The 17,152-nt window shown below is 45.0% G+C and carries 15 protein-coding genes and 3 riboswitches; of the genes, 3 read left to right on the forward strand and 12 right to left on the reverse strand.

Annotated elements, in window-relative coordinates:
- Window positions 1–12 precede the first annotated feature (12 nt).
- From AWB54_RS06035 to fdhD, 11 genes are all read right to left on the reverse strand, one after another.
- The gene (locus tag AWB54_RS06035; protein ID WP_061213712.1) at window positions 13–456 is read right to left on the reverse strand and encodes a complex I 24 kDa subunit family protein; all 444 of its coding nucleotides are present in this window, start codon (window positions 454–456) and stop codon (window positions 13–15) included.
- Window positions 457–802: 346 nt separating this feature from the next.
- Complete coding sequence (hydE, locus tag AWB54_RS06040) at window positions 803–1,858, reverse strand: [FeFe] hydrogenase H-cluster radical SAM maturase HydE (protein ID WP_061213713.1); 1,056 nt, start codon at window positions 1,856–1,858, stop codon at window positions 803–805.
- Window positions 1,827–2,159 (reverse strand): hypothetical protein, encoded by a 333-nt coding sequence (locus AWB54_RS06045; RefSeq protein ID WP_061213714.1) that lies wholly within the window; start codon window positions 2,157–2,159, stop codon window positions 1,827–1,829. Before AWB54_RS06045 ends, hydE begins: the two co-directional genes overlap by 32 nt.
- A gap of 23 nt (window positions 2,160–2,182) precedes the next feature.
- On the reverse strand, window positions 2,183–3,646 hold the full coding sequence (gene hydG, locus AWB54_RS06050; RefSeq protein WP_061213715.1) for a [FeFe] hydrogenase H-cluster radical SAM maturase HydG: 1,464 nt from the start codon (window positions 3,644–3,646) through the stop codon (window positions 2,183–2,185).
- Window positions 3,647–4,069: 423 nt separating this feature from the next.
- Window positions 4,070–4,321, reverse strand: coding sequence for a TM1266 family iron-only hydrogenase system putative regulator (locus AWB54_RS06055; protein ID WP_061213716.1), 252 nt, complete (start codon window positions 4,319–4,321; stop codon window positions 4,070–4,072).
- A gap of 233 nt (window positions 4,322–4,554) precedes the next feature.
- Window positions 4,555–5,778, reverse strand: a complete 1,224-nt coding sequence (gene nuoF / locus AWB54_RS06060; RefSeq protein WP_061213717.1) for an NADH-quinone oxidoreductase subunit NuoF — start codon at window positions 5,776–5,778, stop codon at window positions 4,555–4,557.
- A 29-nt stretch (window positions 5,779–5,807) separates the two neighbouring features.
- Window positions 5,808–6,254 (reverse strand): NADH-quinone oxidoreductase subunit NuoE family protein, encoded by a 447-nt coding sequence (locus AWB54_RS06065; protein ID WP_061213718.1) that lies wholly within the window; start codon window positions 6,252–6,254, stop codon window positions 5,808–5,810.
- Between the two features lie 73 nt (window positions 6,255–6,327).
- Window positions 6,328–7,536: a molybdopterin molybdotransferase MoeA gene (locus tag AWB54_RS06070; protein WP_061213719.1), complete on the reverse strand. Its 1,209-nt coding sequence runs from the start codon at window positions 7,534–7,536 to the stop codon at window positions 6,328–6,330.
- A gap of 21 nt (window positions 7,537–7,557) precedes the next feature.
- Window positions 7,558–8,589, reverse strand: a complete 1,032-nt coding sequence (locus AWB54_RS06075; RefSeq protein ID WP_061213720.1) for a molybdopterin-binding protein — start codon at window positions 8,587–8,589, stop codon at window positions 7,558–7,560.
- Window positions 8,590–8,600: 11 nt separating this feature from the next.
- Entirely contained in the window at window positions 8,601–11,282 is a 2,682-nt protein-coding gene (gene fdhF / locus AWB54_RS15265) for a formate dehydrogenase subunit alpha (RefSeq protein ID WP_082736055.1), read from the reverse strand.
- 141 nt (window positions 11,283–11,423) lie between these two features.
- A riboswitch (molybdenum cofactor riboswitch) is annotated at window positions 11,424–11,674 on the reverse strand.
- A 64-nt stretch (window positions 11,675–11,738) separates the two neighbouring features.
- Window positions 11,739–11,858: riboswitch (molybdenum cofactor riboswitch) on the reverse strand.
- Window positions 11,859–11,913: 55 nt separating this feature from the next.
- Window positions 11,914–12,035: riboswitch (molybdenum cofactor riboswitch) on the reverse strand.
- Between the two features lie 287 nt (window positions 12,036–12,322).
- Entirely contained in the window at window positions 12,323–13,114 is a 792-nt protein-coding gene (fdhD, locus tag AWB54_RS06090) for a formate dehydrogenase accessory sulfurtransferase FdhD (RefSeq protein ID WP_160328914.1), read from the reverse strand.
- 282 nt (window positions 13,115–13,396) lie between these two features.
- Between fdhD and pssA the strand changes: the two genes are divergently transcribed.
- Together pssA and AWB54_RS06100 are read left to right on the forward strand one after the other, a co-directional pair.
- Window positions 13,397–13,915, forward strand: a complete 519-nt coding sequence (gene pssA, locus AWB54_RS06095) for a CDP-diacylglycerol--serine O-phosphatidyltransferase (protein WP_061213723.1) — start codon at window positions 13,397–13,399, stop codon at window positions 13,913–13,915.
- Between the two features lie 144 nt (window positions 13,916–14,059).
- Window positions 14,060–14,686, forward strand: coding sequence for an NUDIX hydrolase (locus AWB54_RS06100; protein ID WP_061213724.1), 627 nt, complete (start codon window positions 14,060–14,062; stop codon window positions 14,684–14,686).
- 19 nt (window positions 14,687–14,705) lie between these two features.
- Here the strand turns inward: AWB54_RS06100 and AWB54_RS06105 are convergent, their stop codons facing one another.
- Window positions 14,706–15,467, reverse strand: a complete 762-nt coding sequence (locus AWB54_RS06105; RefSeq protein WP_061213725.1) for an SIR2 family NAD-dependent protein deacylase — start codon at window positions 15,465–15,467, stop codon at window positions 14,706–14,708.
- Window positions 15,468–15,930: 463 nt separating this feature from the next.
- Between AWB54_RS06105 and AWB54_RS06110 the strand changes: the two genes are divergently transcribed.
- A complete protein-coding gene (locus tag AWB54_RS06110) occupies window positions 15,931–16,881 on the forward strand; it encodes a C40 family peptidase (RefSeq protein WP_061213726.1) in 951 nt (316 codons plus the stop codon).
- The last annotated feature ends 271 nt before the right edge of the window (window positions 16,882–17,152 follow it).

The raw sequence follows: 17,152 nt of genomic DNA on the forward strand, positions 1-17,152 counted from the left end.
TGAGGTCCCGCTTTATTTATATTCCGCAATAATGGCCGGGATTTGTGCTGGACTTACATCCAGGTAAGGCTTACCGTTGATGGTGATGACCGGTGTAGCCTGGCATTGCCCAACACACTCGGTGAATTCCAGAGCAAATTTTCCATCGGCCGTACTTTCTCCCATCTTGATTCCGAGTTCTCTTTCCAGGGCTGCTACAACATCTGCTGCTCCAGCTACATGACAGGGAGCACTTTCACAAATTCTAACAACATTCTTACCTCTAGCTTCGACCGAAAACATAGAGTAAAAAGTAGCTATACCATAGGCTTCAGCAGTTGATAGTTTGAATACACGAGCAGCTTCAGCTATGGCTTCCTCCGGCAGGTAACTGAATTCTCTCAATAGCGCATGGTAAGCTTCAATGATTCCCCCTACTTTTCCATCGTACCGGGCAATTATTTCCTTGTAGTCCATCCTCCAATACCTCCTTCCTTTGTTTATTTGGTTTTGTAGCAACTGCCATAGAGCTACTAGTCCACACTTATGCTTAACATAATATAATACTGAACAAATAGAAAGTTCAAAATTTCTCAAATTAGCAGAATTTTTTGGGATTTATTAGTGAATGGTTCGTTTTATTCCTTTTTCATTAGTTTCTTATTTATCTGGATGGTCTATACTAAAGAATGAGTCAAGGGAAGGTTCTGTGAAGCAAGTTTTGGATTCAAATAGAGTTATTGGTAAATATTTGGGACTAGATAATTTTAGGGCAAGCTCCATGCTTGCCCTACATTGAAGTCATGTTTAAATATTTAAGGATTTAACCCTGCTTCAGTTCCTCCCGGCGCTGGAAATAATGGGGGGAGTCGCCCCATTTCCAATAACCCAGCTTAAACCCGCCGGCCTCAACCTCCGCTGTTATTTCTTCCATACTCTTCTGCTCTTTATTATCGTAGAGAGAATAATCACTTCGTTTTTCTTCCGGGGTGAGTACCGGCATTATTATATTGGCACCGGCCATTAACCCCCATCTCAGTCCGAGCGGATTAATGCTCTGCAAAGCGGTGGAAGCCACCATATTAATATCCGGCATGGCCAGGCGGGCCAGGGCCAGCATTTTGAGGGTCAGGGTAAAGACATCCCGCTCGTGCCTATCCGGAACCCGCGCCAGGGGAGTATCGGAATGGGGGATATAGGGACCCAAACCCAGCATATCAATATCCCTTTTTTGAAAAAAGGTCAGGTCTTGAGCCAGCTGTTCATTGCTCTGTCCGGGCAGTCCCACCATAATCCCCGTCCCCACCTGGTAGCCGATATCCTTCAAGGCGTCCAAGCATTCCAACCGTCTATCATAAAGCTGGGAGGGAGGATGTATTTTTTTAAACAAGACGGGGTCGGAAGTTTCGATACGCAAGAGGTAACGATGAGCACCTGCCTGCCAAAGTTGCAGGTATTGCTGGTAGCTTAATTCGCCAACACTCAATGTAACCCCCAGGCTCTGATGGCTCCGCTGTTTGCTGCTGAGAATAATTTTCTCGACTATAGCCGCTAAAAAATCTACCTGCTCCTGGCTGTCTATCTCCCCCGACTGCAGGGCAATGGATTGAAAGCCCATGTTGTAAGCCATCATAGCCAATTCTATTATTATTTCCTCATCAAGCCGGTAACGATGGATTTTTTCGTTGCTTTTCCTCAATCCGCAGTAGAGGCAGTTGCGCGGGCAATAGTTGGAAAATTCGATAAGTCCACGCAGGTATACCTCCTTTCCCAGCTGTTTAATTCGGGTATTATGGGCCGCTTGCAGCAGGGAATTAAGGATTTCCGGCTCATTGCTGTTTAGGATTTCAACTATTTCTTGTTCCCGGTAAGGGTTCATCTTCAAAACACTCCTTGAGGATAGCAATCAATTGTTGCAAATCAGCCGGGGGAAGCGAATGGGCGTTGTCTATCAATAGTCCATATTTATCATTCAGCTTTACGCGCAATGGCTTTAAAGATAAATCAGCAAAATTTCCCAGCAGATGAGCCCATCTGCTGCCATAAATCCTGGCCCAACGTATTCTTATTTGGGGATAAATACGCAATATCTGATTATCGCAAAAACGAAGGTATTCCTCACCGTCTTTTTCCGGGTACCGGTCAAGAATGCTCTTAAATTCTTCTAAGGATTCCTGCACTTTTTTCACCACCTAAGCCTGAATTAGAGGAACAAATCCCTCTCTCCATTCTTGATACGTTCCAACATTTCCACTACCGTAGCTCTCACTTGTTCATTGGGAAGGGCCGCCAGTTCCTTATCAATTAAATAGGAAGCCGCCTCTTTGGTTTCTTCACTGGCATAATCTAAAAGATATTCTTTGAAGGTCAAAATGGCGTTGGGCATACAAAGATTATGGATTTTACCTTTCTTGGCTATTCCCATAAAGCAGCCGCCGGTACGACCACAACGATAATCGGCCGTGCAAAAGGAAGTGATAAAACCGAGCCTGGCCATGTCCCGGATGGCTTCGTCCAGGCTGCGGTTATCGCCCAGAATAAACTGCTGCCGTTGATAGTCCACAGCATCTTCAGTATAGCTTCCCACACCTATATTGGAACCGGCATCTATCTGGCTGCAGCCCACCTGAATGACCTCATTGCGAATCTCCGCATTTTCGCGGGCGGTCAATATCATTCCGGTGTAGGGAACAGAAAGACGAATAACCGTAACCAGTTTTTTGAAGGTCTTATCATCCACATAATAGCTGTTGTTTTGCAGAAATGGGGTATTCAAAGCAGGTTGCAGGCGGGGGAAAGATATAGTATGGGGTCCAACCCCAGCAAATTTTTCTTCCAGATCGATGGTATGCATTAAGAGTCCCATTACTTCAAACTTCCAGTCATACAAGCCGAAAAGGGCTCCAATACCCACATCATCCACTCCGGCATCCATAGCCCGGTGCAGGGCATAGAGACGCCAACCGTAATCCGCTTTTAAGCCACGGGGATGAAGCTTTTTGTAGGACGGATAGTGGTAGGTTTCCTGGAAGACCTGAAAGGTGCCGATACCTACTTCTTTTAATATACGGAGATCTTCAATGGACATGGGTGCAGCATTAACATTGACCCGGCGAATTTCACCATTTCCTTCTTTGGTGGCATAGGCAGTTCTCAGGGTGTCGGCAATATAGTTGACATCAGATTTGGGATGTTCTCCATAAACCATGATTAAGCGTTTGTGGCCTTTGCCTATCAGAGCTTTAACTTCTGCGCTTAATTCCGAGGCATTCATTCTTTTTCTGATGGTTTCCCGGTTATCGCAGCGAAAACCACAATACACACAGTTATTTACACAATAGTTGCTGACATAAAGCGGTGCAAAAAAAACAATCCTTCTTCCATAGACCTTATGTTTAATCTGTAGACCGGTAGCATACATTTCCTCCCAGAGCTCTTCATCAGTGCAATTAAGCAGGGCGGCCGTTTCCGCCGGTTCCAGACGGTTCAGCTCTAGGGCTTTGGCCATGATTTCTCGAATTTGCTGCTTTTCCGGCTGTTTGTTAGCCATCAGGGTTTCCTGGATAAAGCCTTCGTCAATAAAGCTTTTCCCATTATTCTTGTACTTTTCAATCTGCTCCGGCTTAATAACATTATCGATCCACCGGTTAAGTGATACCGCTTCCATACTAATTCTCCTCCTTTTAACTTTTGATTCAACTGCAAAAAGGTATTAATATTTATCGGCTTGCATAAATATACCGCTCGCAGTCTATGCATGGGCAACACCTGCGGCTTGTCTCGCGGCTCAAGGGGTACCGCGCTAATCTCCCGTCCATGGTCACTAGCGCTCTCGCGACGTCCTGTCGCTCGCCCCCTGTCGCCTGCTCGCCTTCGCCGGATGTTGCATCCATGCTTCGCCAACGCTCGCTTTGTATATTTATGCAACCCTTATGCAACAAAAGGGGTTTTTGCTGCGGAGTCAACCCTTAAACTAACAAACCGCTCACCCTGAAAAGAGGCAAGCGGTCAATACTTACTATGCTTCCCCCCTTAAATTCAGTTCCCACCTCATTATCAGGGTGCTAATATGCTATTCTTACAATTATTCTTAGCTTCCTTTAGTTAAGGCGCTTTTTACGGTTACCCCGGATATATTTCCCAGTTTCCCGGTTAGGGCTCCCAATTCGTCAATGCTGCCGTCTACAATTAAAGCGATAACCGCCAGTTCTTTTTGGCGATAGGGAAGTCCCAGGCGACCAATAATCATGCTGGCATGCTTGCTTAAAACCTGGTTTACCTGGGGAACGGCATCATGATTCTCCACCACAATACCTATTACTCCAATACGATTATCAGACAAAGGTTTTCCTCCCTCCAATGGTTGTTATGCCCGTTTGGCAATAACTTAACAACTTAAGTCTCTGGCACCTTAAAAAAAAGTGCTTATCCTGATAAGGACTCAGGATAAGCACCGTATTAACTGGATTTCCTGACCCCTCTAAAGCAGCTTATGGCCTTTTTATCAGGGACTAAAACTTATTGTATTATTGTTATAATACCTTATTGGTAAAAGAAATACCAGTTTAAATATTTTTAGTTAAATTTGGCCTGGTAGTCAGCATTAAAGTTCTTTATGGTAGTCAGTACCGGAGCAGGTGCTGCCTGGCCCAGCCCGCACAGGCAGGCCACTGACATCACTTTGCCCAAACGGCCTAGAAGTTCAACATCTTCCGCACTGCCTTCGCCGGCATTAAGCCGTTCCATCATTTCATGCATTCTCTTGGTACCTTCGCGGCAGGGTGAACACTTGCCACAGGATTCATGTTCGAAGAATTTGGCGATTCGGGCTACGACATCAACAATGTCGCGGCTTTCGTCCATTACGAAAACTGCACCGGAACCAAGCACGGCACCAATTGAGTTCATGGAGTCAAAATCAATAGAGGTATCCAAGTTGGACTCGGGGATAAAACCACCCGATGTTCCACCTATCTGCACCGCTTTGAACTTTTTACCGCCGGCTATACCGCCGCCGAGTCCAAAAATGACCTCTCTGATAGTGGTGTTGGTAGGTACTTCGAAAAAGGTGCGGTTATTGACATCACCGGTCAGGGTTAAAACTTTGGTGCCTGGATAATTAGGGGCGCCAATAGCTTTGTACCAATCTCCGCCTTTTTCAATAATAATGGGAATGTTGGCGAAGGTTTCAACATTGTTTACAATAGTCGGTTTTTGCCATAAACCAATAACCGGCGGGAAGGGAGGTTTGAAGCGGGGTTCACCCCGGTGTCCCTCAATGGATTCAATCAGAGCACTCTCTTCGCCGCAAACATAAGCTCCTCCACCCATCCTGACTTCCACATCAAAATCACCCAGTACGCCCTTGGCTTTAGCCTGGGCAATAGCCTGGTTTAAAGTGTCGACTACATAGGGATATTCACCCCGACAATAAATATAGCCTTTTTTGGATCCTATAGCATAACCGCATATAGCCATACCTTCGATTACGCTCTGGGGGTCGTTTTCCATAATGATACGGTCTTTATAGGTGCCGGGTTCTCCTTCATCTGCATTACATACCACATATTTTTCTTCCGATTGCACCTGATAAGAGAAATTCCATTTCATGCCGGCATTGAAACCAGCACCCCCGCGTCCTCGCAGATTGGATTTTTTTACTTCTTCAATGACTTCCGTCTGCTTCATACTGCGGGCCTTTTCCAATGATTTGTAACCCCCGGCAGCCATATAATCATCGATTTTCAGTGGATCAATCTTACCGTAGTTGCGCAAGACTATGCGCATTTCCTCAGCCATTGTATTCCCTCCTTTCTTTTTCTTTTGCCTTACCTGTATTCAGCCAGCACCCCGGCAACTTTTTCCGGAGTCATATCTCCATAGGGTTTACTGTTGACGGTAATAACCGGGGTAGCCTGACACTGACCAACGCATTCGCATAATTCCAGGGTAAACTTTCCGTCAGGAGTTGTATCACCCATCTTAATTCCCAGTTCCTTTTCCAGAGCAGCTATAACTTCAGCGGCACCGGCTACATGGCAGGGAGCACTTTCACAAATACGGATAACATTTTTGCCTCTCTTTCCCACTTTAAAGTAGGAATAGAATGTGGCTACCCCCCAGGCTTTAGCGGTTGGAATACCAAAAACCTCAGCGGCAACCCGAACAGCATCTTCCGGAATATAACTGTATTCCCGTTGCAGGGCATGATAGGCTTCTATGATTCCGCCGGGAAGATCCTGGTATTTGCTGATTATATCCTCATAGTTTGCCATTTGTTAATATTCACCTCCCTGTTATTTAGCATTGTTATTTGAAACATTTGCGATTATAAATAGTTGCCTCTGGTTAAACTGCACTCCTATCCAGAAGCAGTATCGATACTTCCGAACCTGCTTCCATCGGCGGATGCCCGGGTGGTAAATCAATAAGGGCATTGCAATCTACCAAAGAACGAATCATACTGGGCTTTTGCCCGGGTAATATAGATACGGTCCATCCATCCTCTCGGGGTGAAGCCAGGGCCCGGATAAACCTGCGTGATCCAGTTTTCTTGGCATAAGAGCTGGAACATATGGCATTTACCCGGGGCAACAGAGGTTCAATTCCCTGTAAAGCTCTTAAGACCGGGGCGGCAAAAAGATGATAGCCTACAGCACAGGCCGCCGGATTACCGGAAAGCGAAATAATGAGCCGGGAACCCAGTATAGCACCTCCATTATGACTTCCTGGTTGTATGGGAATCTCCCGAAACAGGGGACGAGCTCCAATTTCATCTATTAATACATGAATCTCATTAATACCATCGGTATAAGTCCCGCCGGTGGTTATTACCAGCTCAGACTGCTCCAGCATTTGCAAAAGCTGGATTTTGATTTGAGTCATGTCCTTTTGGCCGGCCAGCTCAACTGAGCTTATCAGGCCTCCGTCCAATTTGACCAGGGATGCCAACATAGGCCCGTTGGCATCGCGAATTTCTCCCCTGGCAGCCTGGCTTGAACAGGGTACTACATTTGAACCCAGGCTTAATATCGCTACTCGGGGACGGCGATAAACCTGAACCTGCCCATGGCCAAAAGTAGCCAGTAAGGCTACCAATCCCGGTGTAATCCGGGCAGCTTGACCCAATATCAAATCTCCTTTATGAAAATCCTCCCCGGGTTGTTTAAAATTGTTCCCGGGCTTGACAAATTCGAGAGATTTCAGGTAATTGTCCTTGATTTGTACTTTTTCATGTGGTATAACGGCAACTGCTCCATCTGGAACCAATCCACCTGTCAATACACCGACTGCTTGCCCGGGAACAAGAGGAGAATTTGGTACCTCACCCATCGTAAGCTGACCAACAACCAGGAGTTGGTCATAATTGCCAGATAAATCAGGATTTACAGCATAACCATCCACAGCTGATCGCAGTTCATCAGGCATATTGCAATCAGCCAGGATCCCAGTACTGCTAATCCTTCCTACTGCCTCCAGCAAAGAAACTGGTTCAGCAACCAGCGGTTCAATATTCTTAATTAGTTCTTGCTGAGCCTCTTCCAGACTATTAAGCATAATAGCTTTATACCTCCGGTATTAAAGATAAGTTGCTTTTCCAAAAGGACAGGCCGGGAAGTGACATACCTTGCATTCTTCACAAAAACCGCCATGTCCCAGGGCTACTATTTCAGAACGGTTTATCCGTTCCTCGGCAAAAATCCGGGGCAGGAGTAAATCAAGGGTAGTAAACTTGCTATATAATGCTCCTCCCGGCACCCCACAAATAGGAACATGTCCCTGGTAAGCCAGCATAAACTGGGAACCAGGCAGAACCGGAGCACCATAGAATACTACTTCGGCTCCAGAGGCCTTAATCCCTAGCGGGGTAACATCATCCGGGTCAACAGACATTCCGCCGGTTATGATAATAAAATCCGCGCCTTCTCCAATGAAACGCTTAATCTCCGCAGCAATAATTTCTGGACTATCAGGAACAATTGTCTGGCTCATAAAGCGCCCCCCGAAAGGGGTAATTTTTTTGCGTATAACCCGGCCAAAACCATCCTTTATTCTACCGTAGCAAACTTCGTTGCCGGTAGTAATTACGGCTGTCCAGAGGTTCTTAAAGGGCTTGACTGAAATCAGGGGACGGGGGTTAGAACAGAGTTTTTCTGCCTCTTCAACCAGGCTGTGCTCAACCGCGAGGGGAACCACCCGGGTCCCGGCCAGCTTTTGTTCCTTAACTACGGTGCGATTATTGTGCAAAGTGGCGAAAATAACAGAATCGAGATTGTTTATCCAATGCAACTGGTCTACCTGTATCTTCAAAAGGCCATCGTAAGCGGCCATAAGATTAACCCGGCCATGGCTGGGCTCACTTAGATTAATACCTGGCCCGGACGCACTTTGGGCCAGCCGGAGAGCGGCCTCGTCTTCATGAATCAGCTCATCACCAGCTTCCCAGATATAAATGTGCTCCTTGCCCAGATTTTGCAGCAGAGGAACATCAGCAGCGGAAATGATTTGCCCCCTTCTGAAAGCGCGGCATTTCTCTCGCCCCGGAATAATCTTGATTATATCATGGCCTAAAACCTGGCCTATTGCTTCATTTACAGGTACCTTGCGCATTAACTATCCTCCTAGATTTTTTCCAGCTTAACCGCACAGACCTTGTATTCACCAGTTCCGGTTATCGGATCAAGATGATGACTGGTCAAGGCATTGGTGGGAGTCTCGCTGTAATGGAATGACATCCAGATTATGCCGGGCATTACCCGGTCGGTCACTCTGACAGCGGTAACCACTTCGCCACGCCGGGAAGTAACTTTCAATTTATCGCCGGTTTTAATTCCCATCTTCTCAGCATCAGCCGGATTAAGTTCCGCCATTTCTTTATCCCAAACACTCATTATTCCCATGGAATAAGGAGTTGTTACATTGTAGTGCTGGAGAATCCTACCGGTGGAAAGCAGGAAGGGATAATCCTCATCCGGCATTTCTCCCGGAGGTATATGGTCGGAAGGCTGGAACAGGCCCAGACCACGGGTGAACTTGCCCACATGCATGAACTGAGTTCCCGGATGGTCAGTGGTAGGACAAGGCCATTGCAGGCTGCCCAATTCCTCCAGCCGGTCATAATTGATTCCCGCCATGGAAGGAGCCAGGGAAGCCATTTCATCCCAAATTTCGCGGGGGCTTGCATAATTCATGGGATAGCCCATGCGGCTGACCATTTCGCAGATAGTCTGCCAGTTGGCTCTTCCCGGAATGGGTTCGATGGCTTTTCTAACTCTTTGCACCCGGCGCTCGGTATTGCTAAAGGTGCCGTCACATTCGGCAAAACTGGCAGCAGGTAATATTACATCAGCATATTCGGCGGTTTCCGTAAGAAACAGTTCCTGAACCACCAGGAACTCCAGGGCTTCCAGCCCACCGCGGATGTGGTGGCTGTTGGGATCGGTCAGTACCGGATTCTCACCCAGTATATACATGGCTTTTACCTTGCCTTCGTGAGCGGCCTCAAACATTTCCGGAATTTTTAAACCAATCTTATCCGGCATAGGCCGACCCCAGGCCTTTTCAAATTTTTCCTTGACTGCGGGCAGGGTGACATTCTGGTAGCCCTGGTATACATTGGGCAGAGCTCCCATGTCACAAGCACCTTGCACATTGTTCTGACCGCGAATGGGGCATACACCCACTCCTGCCCGGCCCATATGACCGGTTAGCATAGCCAGGTTGGCCAAACTCATAACATTTCGGGTTCCACAAATGTGTTCGGTTATTCCCAGGGTATAGAAAATCATGGCCCGGTCCGTAGTAGCATAGAGGCGGGCGACTTCATAAAGTACATCAACCGGAATGCCCGTTAATTCCGCTACATATTCGGGCGGGTAGTTTTCTACCGTGGCCTTGAGGGCTTCATAGTTTTCGGTCCGCTCTTCAATGAATTTCTTGTCCTCAAGACCTTCTTTAATAATAATATGCATCAAGCCATTGATAAGAGGAATGTCGGTGCCTGGTTTCTGGCGAAGCCAGTAATCTGCTTCATCCACCAGGTCGATGTGGCGGGGATCGCAAACCACCAGTTTGCAGCCCCGGCGGGCGGCTTGCCGCATCTTGTAGCCGGTTACGGGATGAGCTTCAGTGGTATTGGTACCAATAAGGAATAGGAGTTCCGCGTCAGTGGTAATTTCACTGATGGCGTTAGTCATTGCGCCGCTTCCAAATGTGGTGGCCAGACCGGCCACGGTGGGCGCATGTCAGGTACGGGCGCAGTGGTCAACATTGTTGTTGCCCATAACTGCGCGGGTAAATTTCTGCACCAGGTAATTTTCTTCATTGGTACAACGAGCCGAACTCAGGGCGGCGAAAGATTCGGAGCCGTACTGGGCCTTTATCTCGCCAAAGCGCTGGGCAATCAAGTCAAAGGCTTCATCCCAGCTGGCCTCTTCGAATTTGCCGTTTTTCTTTATTAAGGGGGTGGTAAGCCGCTTTTCATTGTAGATAAAATCCCATCCAAAACGACCTTTAACACAGAGGGAACGCTGGTTGACCGTGCTGTCGGGATTGGAGAGAACACCTATTACCTTGCCATTTTTTACGGCCAGGTCAAAGTTGCAGCCGGTTCCGCAGAAGGGGCAGGTAGTCCGTACTCTGTCAATTTCCCAGCGACGTCCCTGACCAACCATGGTTTTTTCCTGCAGGGCTCCGGTGGGACATACTGCCACACACTGGCCGCAGAAGACGCAATCAGAATCAATGTAGTCAACATCGCCGGCGGTAGTAGCCTTGCGATGGAAACCCCGGTTAAGGTAACTCAGGTTGTCCTGGCCGGTCATCTCCTCACACGCCCGGACACAGGCACCACAGAGTATACATTTGTTCATATCGCGCAAGATAAAGGGGTTGGTATCATCGATAGCGTATTCATGTTTCTCACCAACAAAGGGGCTTTCCTTAACGCCATACTGGTAGCAATAATCGGCCAATTTACAGTTACCCAGTTTATCGCAAGTCATGCAGTCCAATGGGTGATTGGCTACCAGCAATTCAAGGATGGTCTTCCTGGCTTCGACCACGGCGGGGGAATTGGTTTTAACTACCATTCCAGGGAAAATAGGCGTCACACAGGAGGCCGGTAAAAGACGATTGCCTTCTACTTCGACCACGCACAGGCGACAAGCACCCAGGGCGCTGAGGTCAGGATCATAACATAGCCTTGGAATATTAATCCCAACACTGTCAGCGGCCTTCATTATCGTTGTACCCGCCGGGACTTCAACCTCCTTTCCATCAATAGTGATTTTGATCAGTTCCACTCCCATCACTCCTTTCAAATTCTAACAACTCCCAAGAAATCAAACCTACAGACAAAAACAAACCTCCCGTATTTCGAAGAAAGTCCAATTATCACCTGCCAGGCTTATCCGATATCCAGGGCAAAATTGGATAAACCTAATCTAATAGTGAATTTGATCTCCTTTCCAAATAAGGGAGGCACAAGCGTTTCCACTTATACCGCGGCCGTTGAACCATGGATTAAATACTCAATCCCGGTAAAAAGGAAAGTATAAAATGCTTTAATCTGCCATAAGTTTTATACTTCTTTAATGGGCTCAGGGAGTCTGGCTTTCTCCACCATAAAAGTCCGATTCTCCCTGAAAAATGAGTTTCAATCATTAGGCTCAAAGGCTTGGAGCCGGTTCTATTCAATTAAACAAAAAACAGGTGTTGTGTGTTGTAAAAAAGCACAGTAACACCTGTTCAATTAATTGAACAGTTTTTTCACTACTCCTTTCCACAATACGGGGAGGCATAAGCGTTTCCACTTATGCCTATAGGCCCTGTAACCTGGACTTGTCTGTAGGTTAAGAGGGCTCGGATACATATTAAGATATAATAAAAAAACAGGTGTTATGGAATAGCACATAAACACCTGTTCCTTTGACGAACAGCTAAATAAGTACTCCTTTCCACAATACGGGGAGACATAAGCGTTTCCACTTATACCTATAGGCCCTATAATCATAACCGCAGTCTTAGATTAATATGGCTCGGAGCTCTTTTCTTTTGAGCTCAGCATACTATAAATAATGGAGCTAATCAATAGAGCAAAGTCATACTATGTAATATTTACATACTATTTATAAATTTTATATATAATTATTTACTAAACCAGCTTAAAACAAAGTTCGTTGTTATAGGTCTGATGATATAACGAGGTGAAATATGTCCCCCGCTAAGCGGCCGCCTATTAACAAAACAGGCGGCGGGTTCTAATCCCCCGCCTCGTTGCAGGTTTGTTTAAACTGCCGCAGTTTCGGCTGATGCTTAAAGTAGCCCATAAGAGTCATCTTACTTAAAAAATGATACGTTCCGGATGGCAATAGACATTGAACTGCTCTCCCCGGGTGAAACCCGCGATACAGATACCTAGTTTTTCAGCCAGTTCTACTGCGAGCAGCATGGCAGCCGAACGAGATAGGATAAGCGGTATCCCCCTGCGGGCAACTTTAAACATTATCTCTGAGGCAACTCGTCCACTCAAAACCAGACATTTATCATCCAGAGAAATGCCGTTCAAAAATGCATAACCCATAACCTTATCTACGGCATTATGCCTTCCGATATCCTCATACCTGACAATTAGGCCTGAATTATCAGCCAGGGCTGCACTGTGAACTCCCCCGGTCCGGCGAAAGGTAAGCGACTTTTCTTCTAATAAAGAAATGAGTTGCAATAGCTGGGATGCAGGGATTCGAAAGTCTGATTTTACCGGCTTAATTTGGCAAGCATCTTTGGCAAAATAGAAACTGCTATTTAGTGTTTCATTATCCTCTGGGAAATAGCGCTTGTGCCCATAACCATTGGAAGGAGTATCTATCTTCCCCTCTATAAAGAGTATTCCTTTATTGGAGTCATGATGTATATCTTGAATATCAGCCGGGTCTGAAATAAGTCCTTCGTTTAGGAGATAACCCACCCCCAGTTCCTTATACCCTTGAGGGGAGCAGACCAGGGTAGATAGTTCTTGCCCGTTGGCATATACCGTAAGGGGAACCTCAATAACCAGTGTATCTCTGTAAGGTCTTACTTCTCCCTGGCGATATATTAGAATATCTTTCTCTTCAAACAATAATGCATCACTCAAGTTAATTCCCAACCCTTCTTTCTTTTACCTCCAACACCCTGGCAGTATTAAAAACACTTTCATTTTATCATCGACCGCGCCTGAATCCTAATATGTTATAATATATTAGCATATACAAGGATAGATATCTAATTTACGGAAATATCATGCCCAGGGTCTAAACCGGCATATAAATGAGACTTGTTGGTCTTACTTTTTATGCAAATTTTATGTATTGAGCCATATGTTGTTTTTTAGTAAAGGTTTTAACCTTAAACAATACTGTAACAAGAGGGGAAGATAATGTTGTTGGATTTGATAACCAAGAGCTTTGCGAACGTTCTTACATTAATGAACCTGGTTTTTGGTTCCATGGCCATTATTTTAGTTCAACACCTACACTATTCTTGGGCAGCCATTTTTATTTTATTTGCCGTATTTATGGACGGTATGGATGGCAAGATAGCGAGGAGATTTGGGGCAACTTCGGAGCTGGGAAAAGAATTGGATTCTCTTTGTGATCTGGTTTCCTTTGGAGTAGCTCCTGCGGTTTTGCTTTATGCCCAGGTATTCCTGGAGAGTTATCATCTGCCCGGATTAATTGCTGCTTTGTTTTTTATAATATGTGGGGCTTTGCGCTTAGCCCGTTTTAATGTATTAAATATTCATGAGTATTTTTTGGGTATACCTATTACCCTGGCCGGGTTTTTATTGGCCATTATTTCACTGCTCGCAGACAATATATATCCTATGGTAATTCTCTTGCTGGTAGTTTTTCTTTCTCTTATGATGATTAGTAATATTAAGATAAGAAAGATTTAATTCTCTCCATAGCGAAATTGACATAGCTGCCTGGCAAAACTAACTGGCAGGTCAGTCGTGATTTTGTTGGCCAAAAGCTTGTATTTTGCTAAGCGGTTAGCTATATGAACAGCTTTATCGATTTTTTGAAAGGATTATCAGGATATGATGGATAAAATCCTGCTTGAAGAAAAGTTAAAACTTATGGCCAACCGCCGCCCGCAAATACTTGGACATAAAGAATTTTTAAAGACAGCAGTATTATTACCACTGGCTGAATATCAAAATGATCTCTGCATCTTATTTGAAAAAAGAGCCGCTGACCTTAATGTACAACCAGGGGAGATATGTTTCCCCGGAGGGCAGATTGAGGCAATTGACCAGGGGGCAAAGGAAGCTGCCATTAGAGAGACTTGTGAAGAACTGGGGCTTAATACAGGAGATATAGAAGTAGTAGCTCCACTGGATATTTTTGTTAGCCCCTTTAACCTAATTGTTAATCCTTTTGTAGGCAAGATTAAAGATTATCAAAAGATTAAAATCAATAGCGAAGTTGAATATGTCTTCTATGTGCCTCTCAATTATCTTCTTAAGATAGAGCCGCCTTGTGCTCCGCTGGGTCTCAAACTGGTTCTTCCCCAGGGATATCCCTATGATTTGATTCCCCATGGGAGGAATTACCCTTACCGGGATGCCCGCTATCCCCAGTACTTTTACCTTTGGGAAAAAGAGGTAATATGGGGTCTTACCGCCCGCATACTCAACCACTTTCTGGATTTGCTGAAGGCTTAAAGGATTATATTAATAAAAGCTAACTGCTTCTCCGTTTTTTTATCTTCTCAAATATTTCCTCAAGCAGTTCACCGGTATTTCCATCTTGCAATTTGACTACTGCTGCATGATCAAGCGGGGTAGGTCCTTTATTAATAATTATCAAATACTGGGTAAAGGTGCTGAACTCCTTAACAAAACCGGCCAGCGGGTAGACGGTCAAGGAAGAACCAATTACGACCAAAACCCTGGCTCCCAATATTCTATCCATAGCGTCCGGGTAATTTTTAATATGTTCTCCAAAAAGAACTACATCTGGTTTCAGGATGCCGCCGCATTGAGAACAACGGGGAATAACCTCCGGGTAAGTATTAACGTAATTACTGTCATGTACAAAACGGCAATTACGTTCCTGACATATAAAACGTGCACCATTGCCGTGAATAGGAATTACTTTTTGACTCCCGGCCTTTTGATGAAGGTTGTCGATGTTCTGAGTGACTATGGCCTTGACGATGCCTGTTTTTTCCATTTCCGCCAGCACCTTATGTGTTTTGCCCGGTTCTACCGGAGGAAAGATGAAGTACTGCCGGTAAAACTTATAAAATTCCAATGGATTATTGCGAAAGAAGTCTATGTTAATAATATTCATTACCCGGTTTTCTCCGAGTTTTCGGTATATTCCCTCTGGTCCACGAAAGTCTGGAATACCTGCCTCTGTGCTAATACCAGCACCCGTCACCACAACTGTGTTATGGGAGCGATCAAGAATCTCCACAACACGGTCAATGCTTTTCTCCATAATTATAACCACTCCTTTCCTGAGGCACAAAACGTCATGAAAGAGTTTCTTTCAGACTTATAACCATTCCTTCCTTGAGGCACAAAACGTCATGAAAGATTTTCTTTCAAACTTATCTCTCCCTCTACCATTATAATAGAGCGGTTTTGATTTAATAAGTCCAAAACTATTTGCGCTTTAAGTAGCCAGTAAAAGCACGATATTAACATTTTCGCGGCTGTTTTACCTGGCCACTGTCATGATTTACCTAAAGGATAATGTCGAAGGAAATCGAACCATTAATATATCTGGGTGGTATTTTGTGGTTAGTCAGGTTGTTGTTTGGTATTTAAAACAGTGGAAACCATCTTCTTAAAGCACCCTGTAATGTGGGAACCGGTTCCCGAACCATTAATGTTCCTATTATCCAACTGGAAATTTGGTTTATTAATGGCTCTACTACTATCATACGAGGAGGTAAGCAATGCTCAAGAAACTATTCGCACTAATAATGATAGGATGTTTTACGCTAAGTTTCCCAGTCAATCCGCTCGATGTGACCTGGGCTGCTCCTATTATAAGAGCAGGCCCGGATGAGATTGATTACTCGGAGTATATGCTCTTGCTGGATAATCCCAGAGCCAATATACCGCCTGAAGAAATAGAGAAATCTAAGCCGCCAAGTAGTTCAAAGGCTACGGAGAATCTTTCCGGGCAGGCAGCTAAACCCATACAGCCTGCAGAGAGCAAAACAACAACTAACAACAAATATGTAAGCATTTACAAAAACAATTATCCTGCTTATGCCAAAGAAGAACTGCCCATTGTAGAGGAATTTCGTTCCAATTATAATGGAACTCTGGCTCATGCCATAGTGGGAAGAGCTATCTGGTATATGGAATATGGCTATATGATTTATGGACACGAAAAGTATCCCAAGAGTGGTCTTATTGATTGTTCCAATTTTGTATCCCTGGTTTACAAGGACTTCGGTTATACAATAACTTCAGCAGCTCGCCGTTATGACACAGTAGGAAATAAGGTTAGTGGGGTTTATTCCCAAAAACTCAGTAGCAGCAGCAGTAAATACAAGCTAGTGGGCATTGATAAGCTCCGTCCAGGCGATATTATGACTTTCTGGAAAAAGGATAGTCAAGGAAAGAAATATATTGCTCATGTTGCCATCTATATGGGCAAAATTAATGGTAAACCGACTATTATTCATACCCGGAAGGATAATCCCACCGCTATTGGTATAACCAATAGTTTTACTTACTGGTTTGGTGAGCATTTCTATGAAGCCAGAAGGGTGTTAAATAGTACTGAACGCTCCAGTAAATCATTTAGTGATTCGGGGCCGGTTATTCCCCAGGTTTACAAGCTTCCGCCTCAGGGACCGATTATTCAGCCTGAAGACCTTCCCGGTGGATTTTAATAGCGTTTTAGTAATCGGAATTCAAGTATATTTGATAATTTGTTCAGCAATAAACCCAGAAAACATACGACCGAGCAACAACTTGAAATCTGGCCAAGAAACCCCTGCCCAAAGGCAGGGGTTTTCTTACTGCTGTAATACTATATTTTGCTCCTCTTCTCAGGTTTTACCGGCATTTCATCATTATACAAATTATACCGCTATATGCCATGGCTAAGCAAATAATTTGCTTTTTCCGGTATATTTTTGTGCTTTAGCTTATATGGTGAAA

Origin of the sequence: Syntrophomonas wolfei subsp. methylbutyratica, assembly GCF_001570625.1 — a bacterium.
GTDB classification, from domain to species: Bacteria; Bacillota; Syntrophomonadia; order Syntrophomonadales; family Syntrophomonadaceae; genus Syntrophomonas; species Syntrophomonas methylbutyratica.